Raw genomic sequence first — 14,073 nt, 5'->3', positions numbered from 1 at the left:
GAAAAGGCTGCAAAACCTGTCCGGACACGTTATGGTTTACTCTGATGCCATTCCTCTTATCTTTTGTTGTAGAAGTTGCCGACACGTTGAGCCGTATTGTTTTTCGTTCATTCTCACTCTCGCTTCTCTTGCTGACTGCCAGCGGTACGATCTGTGCGCAGGCGCAAGACCCTTTCACGCAAAACCGTCTGCCGGATTTAGGCATGATGCCGGAATCCCACGAAGGGGAAAAGCATTTTGCCGAGATGGCCAAAGCGTTTGGCGAAGCCAGCATGAAAAATAACGATCTGGATACCGGTGAACAGGCGCGGCAATTCGCTTTCGGACAGGTACGCGATGTGGTCAGCGAGCAGGTTAACCAGCAGCTTGAAAGCTGGCTATCAGCCTGGGGCAGCGCCAGCGTGGATATTAACGTCGATAACGAAGGTCATTTTAACGGCAGTCGCGGAAGCTGGTTTATCCCTTTACAGGATAAACAGCGCTATCTGACCTGGAGCCAGCTTGGTCTTACGCAACAGACTGACGGACTGGTAAGCAACATTGGCGTAGGACAGCGCTGGGCGCAGGATGGCTGGCTTCTTGGCTATAATACCTTTTACGATAATCTGCTGGATGAAAATCTGCAGCGCGCCGGCTTTGGCGCGGAGGCGTGGGGAGAATATTTGCGTTTATCCGCCAACTATTATCAGCCTTTTGCCGACTGGCAGACGCATACGGCGACCTTAGAACAGCGAATGGCGCGCGGATATGATATCAACGCGCAAATGCGGCTGCCGTTTTACCAGCATATCAATACCAGCGTTAGTCTGGAGCAGTACTTTGGCGATAGCGTGGATCTGTTTGACTCCGGAACGGGGTATCACAATCCTGTCGCGTTAAAACTGGGTCTCAACTATACGCCAGTACCTTTGCTTACCGTGACCGCCCAGCACAAACAGGGCGAGAGCGGGGTCAGTCAGAATAACCTGGGACTGACGCTTAACTACCGCTTCGGCATGTCGCTCAAAAAGCAGCTTGCCGCCAGTGAAGTGGCGCAAAGCCAGTCATTACGCGGTAGCCGCTATGATACGCCGCAACGTAACTCGCTGCCGACAATGGAGTATCGGCGGCGTAAAACGCTAACGGTTTTTCTGGCGACGCCGCCCTGGGATCTTACGCCTGGTGAGACGGTTGCGTTAAAATTGCAGGTGCGCAGCGTGCACGGTATTCGTCATTTGAGCTGGCAGGGCGATACACAGGCATTAAGTTTGACGGCAGGAACGGACACCCGCAGTACCGAGGGCTGGACAATCATTATGCCGGCCTGGGATCACCGCGAAGGCGCGGCAAATCGCTGGCGTTTATCGGTGGTGGTTGAAGATGAAAAAGGTCAGCGTGTCTCTTCCAATGAGATCACGCTCGCGCTGACTGAACCGTTTATCACGATGCCGGACGATAATCCGCATTGGCAACCGTTCCAGGAGCAATAATTAAAAGATGCGTTCCTGATGTACCCAGACGGCGGCCTCCACGCGCGATTTCAGCTTCATTTTCTTGAGCATATGTTTCACGTGCACTTTGACCGTACTTTCGGTGATATCCAGACGCCGGGCAATCATCTTATTCGGTAACCCCTGCGCGATGAGCTTCAGAATATCGCGCTCACGCGGGGTGAGTTGCGTTACATCGCGATCGGTGGTGGCGCGGTTGGCCCGCAGGCTGGCCGCCAGTACCGGCGTTAACGCTTCACTTAATACCATTTCGCCGGCGGCGGCCTGTTGTAACGCTTTGAGCAAGTCCTCCGGCTCCATGTCTTTTAACAGATAACCGTCCGCGCCGCGCTTTAGCGCCGTGACGACATCTTCTTCATGGTTGGATACGCTGAAAACGACAATACGTCCTGACAGCGCTTTTTCGCGTAATTTATCCAGCGTTTCGAGACCATTCATTCCCGGCATATTCAAATCAAGGAGGATCAAATCGGGATCGAGCGATTCCGCCAGGTCAATACCCTGCTCACCGTTGCTGGCTTCTCCGACCACGCTGATATCGGGCGCCATACTCACAAGCTGCTTTACACCCGTGCGTAGCATCGGATGGTCGTCGATTAACAGGATGGTTGCCGGTTCCTGATTATTCATGGGTATCTCCCTGGGTTTCTGTGAAGTTTGTTTCTGGAATAAAAGTAACAGTGACCTCTGTTCCGCCAGTCTCGCGTCGGCGTACCTGGCAATCGCCGCGCAAACTTTGCGCCCGATCGCGCATGATGATCATGCCGTAGTGATTACTGCGTTCGGCGTTTTCCGGGACGCCGCAGCCATTATCCTGCACTTTTAGTTTGACCTGTTTGCCACATTGCGTCACTGTCACCACCACATCGTCGGCATGAGAGTGTTTAAGGGCGTTGCTGAGGGCTTCCCTGGCAATTTGCAACAGGTGTATCGCCTGGTGTGAAGGCACCAGGCGGGGGGGAAGCTGATAATCCAGTTTTACCGTAAAGCCAAACCGGGCGCTGAACTCCTGGCAGCTTGCCTCCAGCGCCGGACGTAGCCCGGGTTCCGTCAACTGTAACCGGAAAGTGGTTAACAGTTCGCGCAGTTGCGCCCATGAGCAGTTTAGCTCATTGCGAATTTGGCTGAGTAACTCACGGCTGCTTTCCGGTAACACGTCGCCCTGCATTTGCAGGCAGCTCACCTGCATCTTCATACAAGAGAGCGACTGGGCAATAGAATCATGCAGTTCGCGGGCAATGGTGGCACGCTCTTCCATGACAATCAACTGCTGCTGGCGCTCCTGATGCCTGTCGAGCGCCAGAGTCGCGGTAAGCTGTTCAACCAGCGTGTCCACCAACTGTTGCTGATCGTGGCTGAGATGGCGTCCATAGGGCAGCGTCGCCAGCAAAATACCGTATTGGGTGTGAGAGTCGGTGAGCCGCCATTTTAAGGTGGTGCCGCCGTTAATCATCGGCAGGGCGCTACGTGGGCAAAGGTGGCAGCCTTTATCATCGCAACTGATGTCCGACTGACAGGTAAATTCCTGGTGATTATCTTCATCTTCCAGGTCATAGACTCGCAGCTCAATATCATGCAACTGGGTTAAATTTTGCAGGCCATTCAGTACCGGTGAAAGACGTTCACATAGCGGAGCCGGTGAATGCAGTCGGCGGTTGGCTTGCCACAAAAACGAGAGAATCTGGTTTTTATGTTCCAGACCGGCTGTTTTTTCCTGTACGCGCTGTTCCAGTACCGCATAACTTTCGGCCAGTTCTTCAGACATATTATTGAGCGCAGAACCCAACGCGGCCATCTCATTGCGTCCACTGATATTGGCACGTTGGGTAAAGTCGCGCTGACTGACGGCGCGCGCCATTGATAATAACTGTTTCCAGGGCTGCAAAAGGCGAACACGTAGCCAGATAATCGTAAATACCAGCAATAGCGCCATAAAGATCGCCATTACCCGGTGAACTAATACCACGCGTTCGATACGCAATTCAGTAGTATGGTCGAACGACGTCACCAGGCGATCCAGGCCCGCCACAAAGCGCGTGACATCTTCTGCGACCGCGTGCGCGTTTTGCGCGTGCTGTAGCCCTGGCGAGAGTTCGTTATGCCAGTAATCCTGCAACGCTTTAAGCTGCTTCTGCTGCCCGTCTCGCTCAGCGGCGCGGGTCAGTTCAGGGCTGAATGCCGTTTGCTCCATCTCATCCAGCAGCTTTTGATCTTTAGCATCCAGCGGGACAGCGGCCAGTAGTCGATAGCTTTGCATACGCAATGAGCCCGCTTTATTAATCGCATGAGCGCTACCCTGTACGCCCTGAACCAGCCAGCCGGAAACCGCCATCCCCGCCACGCCGATAGCGGTAGAGAGCATGACAATCAGCGCCAGTTGGTTAACCAGCGTAAGAGGAGAGAAACACCGTTTAAACATGTTACCTTCTTTCTTCGGGGTAATGTCGCCGAAAAAACGTAGCAAAAAAGAGGGGCGTCAATCGGCTGTGCCGCTATTCTCAACGATACAGCGGAGTATACCCATACCTATAACGAGTTACTCCTTAATTGCCGCCGTAGAGAGGTATCTGCGACGGGAAGGAGTAGACAGACACAGCATGGTGAAAAACCACAGCTTTTTACCAAAATAGCCTACTCATTAAGGGTAATAACGCTTTTTAGTCGCCGGTGATGACGACTTTTCCTTTGATTTATATCAACTTACCTTCGGCAGTAAACCCTAATGTGGCAGACATCAAATCAAGAATCAGAGGTGTCTATGAGTCACTCATCCGCCCCGGAAAGGGCAACTGGCGCTGTTATCACGGAATGGCGTCCGGAAGATCCGGCGTTCTGGCAGCAGCGCGGCCATCGTGTCGCTAGCCGTAATTTGTGGATTTCTGTCCCGTGTTTACTGCTGGCGTTTTGCGTCTGGATGCTATTCAGCGCAGTGGCGGTGAACCTGCCGAAAGTGGGATTTAATTTTACGACCGATCAGCTCTTTATGTTGACTGCGCTGCCATCTGTTTCCGGCGCGCTGCTACGGGTGCCTTACTCCTTTATGGTGCCGCTATTTGGCGGACGTCGCTGGACAGCGTTCAGTACCGGTATCCTCATCGTGCCTTGCGTATGGTTAGGCTTTGCCGTTCAGGATACCAGTACGCCCTTTAGCACTTTCATTATTATTTCCTTGCTGTGTGGTTTTGCCGGCGCGAACTTTGCCTCCAGTATGGCGAACATCAGCTTTTTCTTTCCTAAACAAAAGCAGGGCGGCGCGCTGGGTCTGAACGGCGGTCTGGGCAATATGGGCGTGAGCGTGATGCAGCTGGTTGCGCCGCTGGTGGTTTCGCTCTCTATCTTTGCCGCCTTTGGCAGCCACGGTGTAGAGCAGCCGGACGGTTCTCAGCTCTATCTGGCGAACGCAGCCTGGATTTGGGTGCCTTTCCTGGCCATTTTTACGCTGGCGGCGTGGTTCGGCATGAACGAACTGGCGACGTCTAAGGCCTCGCTAAAAGAGCAACTGCCGGTGCTCAAACGTGGTCATCTGTGGATCATGAGTCTGCTGTATCTGGCGACCTTCGGATCGTTTATCGGTTTCTCCGCGGGGTTCGCTATGCTGTCTAAAACGCAATTCCCGGATGTGCAGATCCTGCATTATGCGTTTTTCGGTCCGTTTATCGGCGCGCTGGCGCGTTCGGCAGGCGGCGCAATTTCTGACCGTCTGGGGGGGACTCGCGTCACGCTTATCAACTTTGTCCTGATGGCGATTTTCAGCGGTCTGCTGTTCCTGACATTACCTACTGGCGGCGTTGGCGGTAGCTTTATCGCGTTCTACGGGGTATTTCTGGCGCTGTTCCTGACGGCTGGGTTGGGGAGTGGTTCTACCTTCCAGATGATCTCCGTTATCTTCCGTAAACTGACGATGGACCGGGTAAAAGCGGAAGGCGGGTCGGACGAAAGAGCCATGCGTGAAGCGGCGACCGATACGGCGGCGGCGCTGGGCTTTATTTCCGCGATTGGCGCGATTGGCGGCTTTTTTATTCCGAAAGCGTTTGGTTCATCTTTAGCCTTAACCGGTTCGCCAGTCGGCGCGATGAAAGTCTTTCTTATTTTCTATATCGCCTGCGTCGTTATTACCTGGGCGGTATATGGACGTCATTCTAAAAATAAAAAGTAACTTTTGATTATCCTTTGCGCGGCGTTAGACCGCGCTTTTTTTTACCCGCATTTAGTTACAACATACTTATAGTCAAGAAGAGAGGCGCGACAGGGCTGACCACGCACATTTTTATCGGTCATCCAGGGGGATACCCCTTAATACCCACTTGTTGAAAATTTAACATTCATGTCGTGCGTAAATTTAATTTTATGTAATTAAATCAGTAATATATATAAATAAAACTCCTCCTCCAAAAGGAGTATGCAGGAGGTTTGCGCGCCATTTGCATCCCTGTCCGCCTTGATCGTTATCAATTCTCACGCCCATTCAGCGCGTTACCTTCGCCCTTAGTTAAGCAATGTCGATTTATCAGAGAGCCGTAAGGTTCCACACAGGAGAAACCCGATGAGTAAATTCCTGGACCGGTTTCGCTACTTCAAGCAGAAGGGCGAAACCTTTGCCGATGGGCACGGCCAGCTTCTCGAAACAAACCGGGACTGGGAGGACGGATACCGCCAACGTTGGCAGCATGACAAAATTGTGCGCTCAACCCATGGGGTGAACTGCACCGGTTCTTGTAGCTGGAAAATTTATGTCAAAAATGGTCTGGTGACCTGGGAAACACAGCAAACCGATTACCCGCGCACCCGTCCTGATATGCCAAACCATGAACCTCGCGGCTGCCCGCGCGGGGCAAGTTACTCCTGGTATCTCTACAGCGCTAACCGACTGAAATATCCGCTGATGCGCAAACGTCTGATGAAGATGTGGCGCGAGGCGAAAAAACTGCATCGCGATCCGGTAGAGGCATGGGCCTCCATCATTGAAGATGCCGATAAAGCCAAAAGCTTCAAACAGGCGCGTGGTCGTGGCGGCTTTGTTCGCTCCTCATGGCAGGAAGTGAACGAGCTGATCGCCGCTTCCAACGTGTACACCGTGAAAACCTATGGCCCTGACCGCGTCGCGGGCTTCTCACCCATCCCGGCGATGTCGATGGTCTCCTACGCTTCCGGCGCACGTTATCTTTCGCTGATTGGCGGTACCTGCCTGAGCTTCTACGACTGGTACTGCGACCTGCCGCCAGCCTCCCCGCAAACCTGGGGCGAGCAGACCGACGTGCCGGAATCCGCTGACTGGTACAATTCCAGCTATATTATCGCCTGGGGCTCTAACGTGCCGCAAACCCGTACGCCGGATGCCCACTTCTTTACCGAAGTACGTTACAAAGGCACTAAAACCGTCGCGGTGACGCCGGACTATGCCGAAATCGCCAAACTGTGCGATCTGTGGCTGGCACCGAAGCAGGGGACCGATGCGGCGATGGCGCTGGCGATGGGCCACGTCATGCTGCGCGAATTCCACCTCGACAACCCGCGCCAGTACTTCACCGATTATGTCCGTCGCTATACCGACATGCCAATGCTGGTGATGCTTGAAGAGCGTGATGGTTATTATGCCGCAGGTCGTATGCTGCGCGCTGCCGATCTCGTTGATTCGCTGGGGCAGGAAAATAACCCGGAATGGAAAACCGTCGCCATTAACAGCAACGGTGAAATGGTGGCGCCAAACGGTTCAATTGGTTTCCGCTGGGGCGAAAAAGGCAAATGGAACCTCGAACAGCGCGACGGGACTACCGGTGCAGAAACTGAATTGCAGCTCAGCTTGCTGGGCAGCCAGGATGAGATTGCTGACGTGGGCTTCCCGTATTTCGGCGGCGAGGGTTCAGAGTACTTTAATCATGTGGCGCTGGATAACGTCCTGCTGCATAAATTGCCGGTTAAACGTCTGCAACTGGCCGATGGTTCTTCAGCGTTAGTCACTACCGTGTATGACCTGACCATGGCGAACTATGGTCTGGAACGCGGCCTCAACGATGAAAATTGTGCCGCCAGTTATGATGATACCAAAGCGTATACGCCAGCATGGGCCGAGCAGATCACCGGCGTGCCGCGGGCGCAGATCATCCGTATCGCACGGGAGTTCGCCGATAACGCGGACAAAACGCACGGGCGTTCAATGATTATCGTTGGCGCCGGTCTGAACCACTGGTATCACCTCGATATGAACTATCGCGGGCTGATCAATATGTTGGTGTTCTGTGGTTGCGTTGGTCAGAGCGGCGGCGGTTGGGCGCACTACGTCGGCCAGGAAAAACTGCGTCCGCAGACCGGCTGGCAGCCGCTGGCGTTTGCCCTTGACTGGCAGCGTCCGGCGCGTCACATGAATAGCACCTCTTACTTCTATAACCACTCCAGCCAGTGGCGCTACGAGACGGTGACCGCCGAGGAGTTACTGTCGCCGATGGCGGACAAATCCCGCTATAGCGGTCATCTGATTGACTTCAATGTGCGCGCCGAGCGTATGGGCTGGTTGCCGTCGGCGCCGCAGTTAGGCACTAACCCGCTGTATATTGCGCGTGAAGCGGAAAAAGCCGGTATGACACCGGTAGATTATACCGTCAAATCCCTGAAAGAGGGTTCGATTCGCTTTGCCGCCGAGCAGCCGGAAAACGGTAAAAACCACCCGCGTAACCTGTTCATCTGGCGTTCTAACCTGCTTGGGTCTTCCGGTAAGGGCCATGAGTACATGCTGAAATATCTGCTGGGTACTGAGCATGGTATTCAGGGGCTGGATCTGGGTAAACAGGGCGGTGTGAAGCCGGAAGAAGTGGAGTGGCGTGACAATGGCCTGGACGGCAAACTGGATCTGGTGGTGACGCTGGACTTCCGCCTGTCGAGCACCTGCCTGTACTCCGATATCGTACTGCCGACCGCCACCTGGTATGAAAAAGACGATATGAATACCTCGGATATGCATCCGTTTATTCATCCGCTGTCTGCCGCCGTAGATCCGGCCTGGGAATCGAAAAGCGACTGGGAAATCTACAAAGGCATTGCGAAGAAATTCTCCGAAGTCTGTGTAGGTCACCTGGGTAAAGAGACTGACGTCGTGACGCTGCCGATCCAGCACGATTCTGCCGCTGAACTGGCGCAGCCGCTGGACGTGAAAGACTGGAAAAAAGGTGAATGCGACCTGATTCCAGGGAAAACCGCGCCGCACATCATGACCGTCGAGCGCGATTACCCAGCGACTTACGAACGCTTTACCTCTATCGGCCCGCTGATGGAGAAAATCGGCAACGGCGGGAAAGGGATTGTCTGGAACACGCAGAGCGAAATGGACTTGCTGCGTAAGCTCAATTACACCAAAGCGGACGGTCCGGCGAAAGGCCAGCCGATGCTCAACACGGCGATTGACGCGGCAGAGATGATCCTGACGTTAGCGCCGGAAACCAACGGTCAGGTGGCGGTGAAAGCCTGGGCGGCGCTGAGCGAGTTTACCGGTCGCGACCATACGCATCTGGCAACCAATAAAGAAGAAGAGAAAATCCGCTTCCGCGATATTCAGGCCCAGCCGCGCAAAATTATCTCCAGCCCGACCTGGTCTGGTCTGGAAGATGAGCACGTTTCTTATAACGCCGGTTATACCAACGTTCACGAGTTGATTCCATGGCGTACGCTGTCTGGCCGCCAACAGTTGTATCAGGATCACCAGTGGATGCGCGACTTCGGCGAAAGTTTGCTGGTGTATCGTCCACCGATCGACACCCGCTCGGTGAAAGAGGTGATGGGGCGTAAATCCAACGGTAATCCGGAGAAGGCGCTCAACTTCCTGACGCCGCACCAGAAATGGGGTATCCACTCGACCTACAGCGATAACCTGTTGATGCTGACCTTGTCGCGTGGCGGCCCGATTGTATGGATGAGCGAAACCGACGCCAAAGATCTGGGCATTGAAGATAACGACTGGATCGAAGTCTTCAACAGCAACGGCGCATTGACCGCACGCGCAGTGGTCAGCCAGCGTGTACCGGCGGGCATGACCATGATGTACCACGCGCAGGAACGTATCGTAAACCTGCCGGGGTCGGAAATTACCCAGCAGCGCGGCGGTATTCATAACTCGGTGACGCGCATTACGCCGAAACCGACCCATATGATCGGCGGCTATGCGCAGTTAGCCTACGGCTTTAACTACTACGGTACCGTCGGCTCCAACCGCGATGAGTTTGTGGTGGTACGTAAGATGAAGAACATTAACTGGTTGGATGGCGAAGGCAATGACCAGGTACAGGAGAGCGTAAAATGAAAATTCGTTCACAAGTCGGCATGGTGCTGAATCTCGATAAGTGCATCGGCTGTCATACCTGTTCAGTCACCTGTAAAAACGTCTGGACCAGTCGCGAAGGTATGGAATACGCGTGGTTCAACAACGTAGAAAGTAAGCCTGGCGTTGGTTTTCCGAATGACTGGGAAAATCAGGAAAAATGGAAAGGCGGCTGGATCCGCAAAATCAACGGCAAACTACAGCCGCGCATGGGCAACCGGGCGCTGCTGCTGGGTAAAATCTTCGCTAACCCGCATCTGCCAGGCATCGACGACTACTACGAGCCGTTTGATTTCGACTATCAGAATCTGCACACCGCGCCGGAAGGCAGCAAAGCGCAGCCGATTGCCCGTCCGCGCTCGCTGATTACCGGCCAGCGGATGGACAAAATTACCAGCGGGCCAAACTGGGAAGAGATTCTGGGCGGTGAGTTCGAAAAACGCGCCAAAGACCAGAACTTCGAAAACATGCAGAAGGCGATGTACGGCCAGTTCGAAAACACCTTCATGATGTACCTGCCGCGCTTGTGCGAGCACTGTCTCAACCCGGCGTGCGTGGCGACCTGCCCGAGCGGTGCTATCTACAAGCGTGAAGAAGATGGCATCGTGCTGATCGACCAGGACAAGTGCCGCGGCTGGCGGATGTGTATCACCGGTTGCCCGTACAAGAAAATTTACTTCAACTGGAAGAGCGGCAAGTCCGAGAAGTGCATCTTCTGCTACCCGCGTATCGAAGCTGGTCAGCCGACCGTTTGCTCCGAAACCTGCGTGGGCCGTATCCGTTATCTTGGCGTACTGCTGTATGACGCAGATGCCATTGAAAGCGCCGCCAGTACGGAAAACGAAAAAGATCTGTACCAGCGTCAACTGGACGTGTTCCTCGATCCGAACGATCCGGCTGTCATTGAACAGGCGCTGAAGGACGGCGTGCCGCAGAGCGTGATCGATGCGGCGCAGCAATCGCCAGTGTACAAAATGGCGATGGACTGGAAGCTGGCGCTGCCGCTGCATCCGGAATACCGCACGCTGCCGATGGTCTGGTACGTGCCGCCGCTGTCGCCGATTCAGTCTGCCGCCGACGCGGGTGAACTGGGCAGCAACGGTATTCTGCCGGATGTAGACAGTCTGCGTATCCCGGTTCAGTACCTGGCGAATCTGTTGACCGCTGGCGACACCCAGCCGGTACTGTTGGCACTGAAACGGATGCTGGCGATGCGTCACTACAAACGTGCGGAAACCGTAGACGGTAAAGTGGATACCCGCGCGCTGGAAGAGGTGGGTTTAAGCGAAGCCCAGGCGCAGGAAATGTATCGTTATCTGGCGATTGCCAACTATGAAGATCGTTTCGTGGTGCCGAGCAGCCATCGTGAACTGGCGCGTGACGCATTCCCGGAGAAAAGCGGTTGTGGCTTTACCTTCGGCGATGGTTGCCACGGGTCTGATACCAAATTCAATCTGTTCAACAGCCGCCGCATCGACGCTGTTGATGTGACCAGCAAAACGGAGCCGCACGCATGATTGAACTCGTCATTGTTTCGCGTCTGCTCGAGTACCCGGATGCAGCCCTGTGGCAGCATCAGCAGGAACTTTTCGATGCACTCGCGTCATCTGAGAACCTGGATAAAGAGGATGCCCAGGCTCTGGGCGTTTTCCTGCGCGATTTAACCGCGCAGGACATGCTGGATGTACAGGCCGCCTACAGTGAACTGTTTGACCGTGGTCGCGCCACATCGCTGCTGCTGTTTGAACATGTACACGGGGAATCCCGCGATCGCGGTCAGGCGATGGTTGACCTGATGGCACAGTATGAACAGCACGGTTTGCAGCTCGACAGCCGCGAACTTCCCGATCATCTGCCGCTGTATCTGGAATACCTTGCGCAATTGCCGAAAAGCGAAGCGTTAGGGGGATTACAGGATATCGCGCCGATTCTGGCGCTGCTAAGCGCACGTTTGCAACAGCGTGACAGCCGTTATGCGGTGCTGTTCGATCTGCTGTTAAAACTGGCGAATACCGTTATCGACAGCGATAAAGTGGCTGAAAAAATTGCGAATGAAGCACGTGATGATACCCCACAGGCTCTGGATGCGGTCTGGGAAGAAGAACAGGTGAAATTCTTCGCCGATCAGGGGTGTGGCGAGTCGGAGATCTCCGCTCACCAGCGTCGTTTTGCCGGTGCCGTGGCGCCGCAATATCTGAATATCACCACCGGAGGACAGCACTAATGCACTTCCTGAATATGTTCTTCTTTGATATCTACCCGTACATTGCCGGATCGGTATTTCTGATCGGTAGCTGGTTACGTTACGACTACGGCCAGTACACCTGGCGGGCGGCTTCCAGTCAGATGCTGGATCGCAAAGGAATGAACCTGGCGTCAAACCTGTTCCACATTGGGATTCTGGGTATTTTCGCCGGTCACTTCCTGGGCATGTTAACGCCGCACTGGATGTATGAAGCTTTTCTGCCGGTCGACGTGAAACAGAAGATGGCGATGATTGCCGGCGGCGCCTGCGGCGTGCTGACGCTGGTTGGCGGTATTTTACTGCTCAAGCGTCGCCTGTTTAGCCCACGTGTCCGCGCCACTACTACCGCCGCAGATATTTTGATTCTCTCATTGCTGGTGATTCAGTGCGCGCTGGGTCTGCTGACCATTCCGTTCTCCGCCCAGCATATGGACGGGAGTGAAATGATGAAGCTGGTCGGGTGGGCGCAGTCAGTTGTGACCTTCCACGGTGGCGCATCCGCACATCTGGACGGTGTAGCCTTTATCTTCCGTATGCACCTGGTACTGGGGATGACGCTGTTCCTGTTATTCCCATTCTCGCGCCTGGTGCATATCTGGAGCGTGCCGGTCGAGTACCTGACCCGCAAGTATCAGATTGTACGTGCGCGTCACTGATTGTGCATTGACAAGCTTAAGTCACTGTAATACTGAGATGTATTCAGCAATATAGCAGAAAAAATAGCACGGGCATGGAGGCTGACTTCCTGCCCGTTTTTTCGCACTTCTTGCCCATTTTTCCCTGCGTGAGCGGGGATAAGCACACGTTGAACCGCTCGGTGCCTTATTTTCGGCTGGGTAATATGACATTAATAAGCCCCAGAAGCCGATTTACGCGCTCCTGAATTGATGCAGGCATCAACAAGTGGAGCCGATAACCATAACGTGGATATATTTCTCTCATTGCCTCATATGTCCGTACCGCTTCCTCCCACGATTGTGTTCGTTCGTTATCCTGCTTATATATCGCTTTCCATGGCGGGAGAATAATAACGTCAGTGGCATAGCGAAATTGGTTAATAGCACGATGTAACCGGTTGGGTATTGGTTCGCCCACCAGCGTGAGATAGCCTGCAATATCCGGCAGCGCACGGTCGTAGAAGAGGGGACGATCGGACTGTTCGGCCTGATACCAGGCATTAATATCCATTGCCTGCATGGCTTCTGCAAATCGCGCCGGAGAACGCCACGGCAGCGCATCGCCGTTTATGTCCATTTGTTGTTTGATAACAGCACGCCCGGATTCGGGCTGACAGTGGAAACCACTTTTTTCCAGAGCCGTAATCAGCGTAGTTTTACCCGCGCTGGGCCCGCCAGTAATGATAATGCGTGAATTCATAGCAATAGCCTTTATGCATTTGTAGTGAGGAAATTGGGGGTAGGTGTTGAAAAAGATCTGAAGGCAGCGGTTTTCGGATGTGAATGACGTGATTTGGAATAGATGTGTTCAGCAGCGGATGACGGGGGAAGGATTACTCAGCGCTGCGCGCTTCGCCCTTCGGGTCGTTGCCTACGGCAACGCTTTCTCGCTGCGCTCGAATCGAACCTTAGTCGAAGCTTCTCATCCTTCCCCGTACGGAGAGATATGAGACAGTGTGCTTAACGGGGATAAGATACGCGACGAGAGTGATGGTGGTGGGGGAAGGATTACTCAGCGCTGCGCGCTTCGCCCTTCGGGTCGTTGCCTGCGGCAACGCTTTCTCGCTTTCGCTCGAATCGAACCTTAGTCGAAGCTTCTCATCCTTCCCCGTACGGAGAGATATGAGCACTGTGCTTAACGGGGATAAGATACGCGACGGAAGTGATGGTGGTGGGGGAAGGATTCGAACCTTCGAAGTCGATGACGGCAGATTTACAGTCTGCTCCCTTTGGCCGCTCGGGAACCCCACCAGGGGTAATTCAAATTGTAGGTAAAGCTTGAAGATGGTGGTGGGGGAAGGATTATTCGTCGCTTCGCTCCTCAACCTACGGGCCGTTGCCGTTGGCAACGTTCTC

At 54.1% G+C, this 14,073-nt stretch carries 9 protein-coding genes, 1 tRNA gene and 3 other RNA genes (1 of these 13 running past the window's edge); 6 read left to right on the top strand and 7 right to left on the bottom strand.

What is annotated here, in order from left to right:
- Positions 1-44 precede the first annotated feature (44 nt).
- On the top strand, positions 45-1,469 hold the full coding sequence (locus tag J4614_RS04025) for a YchO/YchP family invasin (protein WP_208293072.1): 1,425 nt from the start codon (positions 45-47) through the stop codon (positions 1,467-1,469).
- On the opposite strand, the gene narL is transcribed toward J4614_RS04025, so the two are convergent.
- Positions 1,470-2,120, bottom strand: coding sequence for a two-component system response regulator NarL (narL, locus tag J4614_RS04020; protein ID WP_001064598.1), 651 nt, complete (start codon positions 2,118-2,120; stop codon positions 1,470-1,472).
- Complete coding sequence (gene narX, locus J4614_RS04015) at positions 2,113-3,909, bottom strand: nitrate/nitrite two-component system sensor histidine kinase NarX (protein WP_023212654.1); 1,797 nt, start codon at positions 3,907-3,909, stop codon at positions 2,113-2,115. Before narX ends, narL begins: the two co-directional genes overlap by 8 nt.
- Before the next feature lie 339 nt (positions 3,910-4,248).
- Here narX and narK point away from each other — a divergent pair, with 339 nt between their 5' ends.
- The 5 genes from narK (at position 4,249) to narI (ending at position 12,696) form a co-directional block, all read left to right on the top strand.
- Positions 4,249-5,646, top strand: a complete 1,398-nt coding sequence (gene narK / locus J4614_RS04010; protein ID WP_000019848.1) for a nitrate transporter NarK — start codon at positions 4,249-4,251, stop codon at positions 5,644-5,646.
- Between the two features lie 387 nt (positions 5,647-6,033).
- Positions 6,034-9,777 carry a nitrate reductase subunit alpha gene (locus J4614_RS04005; protein ID WP_024155190.1) on the top strand — a complete coding sequence of 1,248 codons (3,744 nt, stop codon included), beginning with the start codon at positions 6,034-6,036 and terminating at the stop codon, positions 9,775-9,777.
- Positions 9,774-11,312, top strand: coding sequence for a nitrate reductase subunit beta (gene narH / locus J4614_RS04000; RefSeq protein ID WP_000702614.1), 1,539 nt, complete (start codon positions 9,774-9,776; stop codon positions 11,310-11,312). Before J4614_RS04005 ends, narH begins: the two co-directional genes overlap by 4 nt.
- Entirely contained in the window at positions 11,309-12,019 is a 711-nt protein-coding gene (narJ, locus tag J4614_RS03995; protein ID WP_031568297.1) for a nitrate reductase molybdenum cofactor assembly chaperone, read from the top strand. The genes narH and narJ overlap by 4 nt, the downstream gene beginning before the upstream one ends.
- Positions 12,019-12,696 (top strand): respiratory nitrate reductase subunit gamma, encoded by a 678-nt coding sequence (gene narI / locus J4614_RS03990; RefSeq protein WP_000545592.1) that lies wholly within the window; start codon positions 12,019-12,021, stop codon positions 12,694-12,696. The genes narJ and narI overlap by 1 nt, the downstream gene beginning before the upstream one ends.
- Before the next feature lie 166 nt (positions 12,697-12,862).
- Here narI and J4614_RS03985 read toward each other — a convergent pair whose 3' ends face one another.
- From J4614_RS03985 to J4614_RS03965, 5 genes are all read right to left on the bottom strand, one after another.
- The gene (locus J4614_RS03985) at positions 12,863-13,417 is read right to left on the bottom strand and encodes an AAA family ATPase (RefSeq protein WP_001088482.1); all 555 of its coding nucleotides are present in this window, start codon (positions 13,415-13,417) and stop codon (positions 12,863-12,865) included.
- Positions 13,418-13,533: 116 nt separating this feature from the next.
- Positions 13,534-13,664: non-coding RNA, RtT sRNA (locus tag J4614_RS03980), on the bottom strand.
- 44 nt (positions 13,665-13,708) lie between these two features.
- A non-coding RNA gene (locus J4614_RS03975) (RtT sRNA) lies at positions 13,709-13,840 on the bottom strand.
- A gap of 43 nt (positions 13,841-13,883) precedes the next feature.
- A tRNA-Tyr gene (locus J4614_RS03970) sits at positions 13,884-13,968 on the bottom strand.
- A gap of 34 nt (positions 13,969-14,002) precedes the next feature.
- Positions 14,003-14,073: non-coding RNA, RtT sRNA (locus J4614_RS03965), on the bottom strand; it runs 161 nt beyond the window's last position.

This window comes from Salmonella sp. 32031103-2018-00083-FB-01-SM-01 (genome assembly GCF_017571995.1).
Classification (GTDB): Bacteria; Pseudomonadota; Gammaproteobacteria; order Enterobacterales; family Enterobacteriaceae; genus Salmonella; species Salmonella enterica.
This window is presented reverse-complemented; position numbering and strand designations above follow the sequence as displayed.

What these genes read in the sequence shown, in the direction of transcription:
- narH (WP_000702614.1), top strand. Translation starts at nt 9,774, where the DNA reads ATGAAAATTCGTTCACAAGTCGGCATGGTGCTGAATCTCGATAAGTGC.
- narK (WP_000019848.1), top strand. Translation starts at nt 4,249, where the DNA reads ATGAGTCACTCATCCGCCCCGGAAAGGGCAACTGGCGCTGTTATCACG.
- narL (WP_001064598.1), bottom strand. Translation starts at nt 2,120, where the DNA reads ATGAATAATCAGGAACCGGCAACCATCCTGTTAATCGACGACCATCCG.
- J4614_RS04005 (WP_024155190.1), top strand. Translation starts at nt 6,034, where the DNA reads ATGAGTAAATTCCTGGACCGGTTTCGCTACTTCAAGCAGAAGGGCGAA.
- narJ (WP_031568297.1), top strand. Translation starts at nt 11,309, where the DNA reads ATGATTGAACTCGTCATTGTTTCGCGTCTGCTCGAGTACCCGGATGCA.
- J4614_RS04025 (WP_208293072.1), top strand. Translation starts at nt 45, where the DNA reads ATGCCATTCCTCTTATCTTTTGTTGTAGAAGTTGCCGACACGTTGAGC.
- narX (WP_023212654.1), bottom strand. Translation starts at nt 3,909, where the DNA reads ATGTTTAAACGGTGTTTCTCTCCTCTTACGCTGGTTAACCAACTGGCG.
- narI (WP_000545592.1), top strand. Translation starts at nt 12,019, where the DNA reads ATGCACTTCCTGAATATGTTCTTCTTTGATATCTACCCGTACATTGCC.
- J4614_RS03985 (WP_001088482.1), bottom strand. Translation starts at nt 13,417, where the DNA reads ATGAATTCACGCATTATCATTACTGGCGGGCCCAGCGCGGGTAAAACT.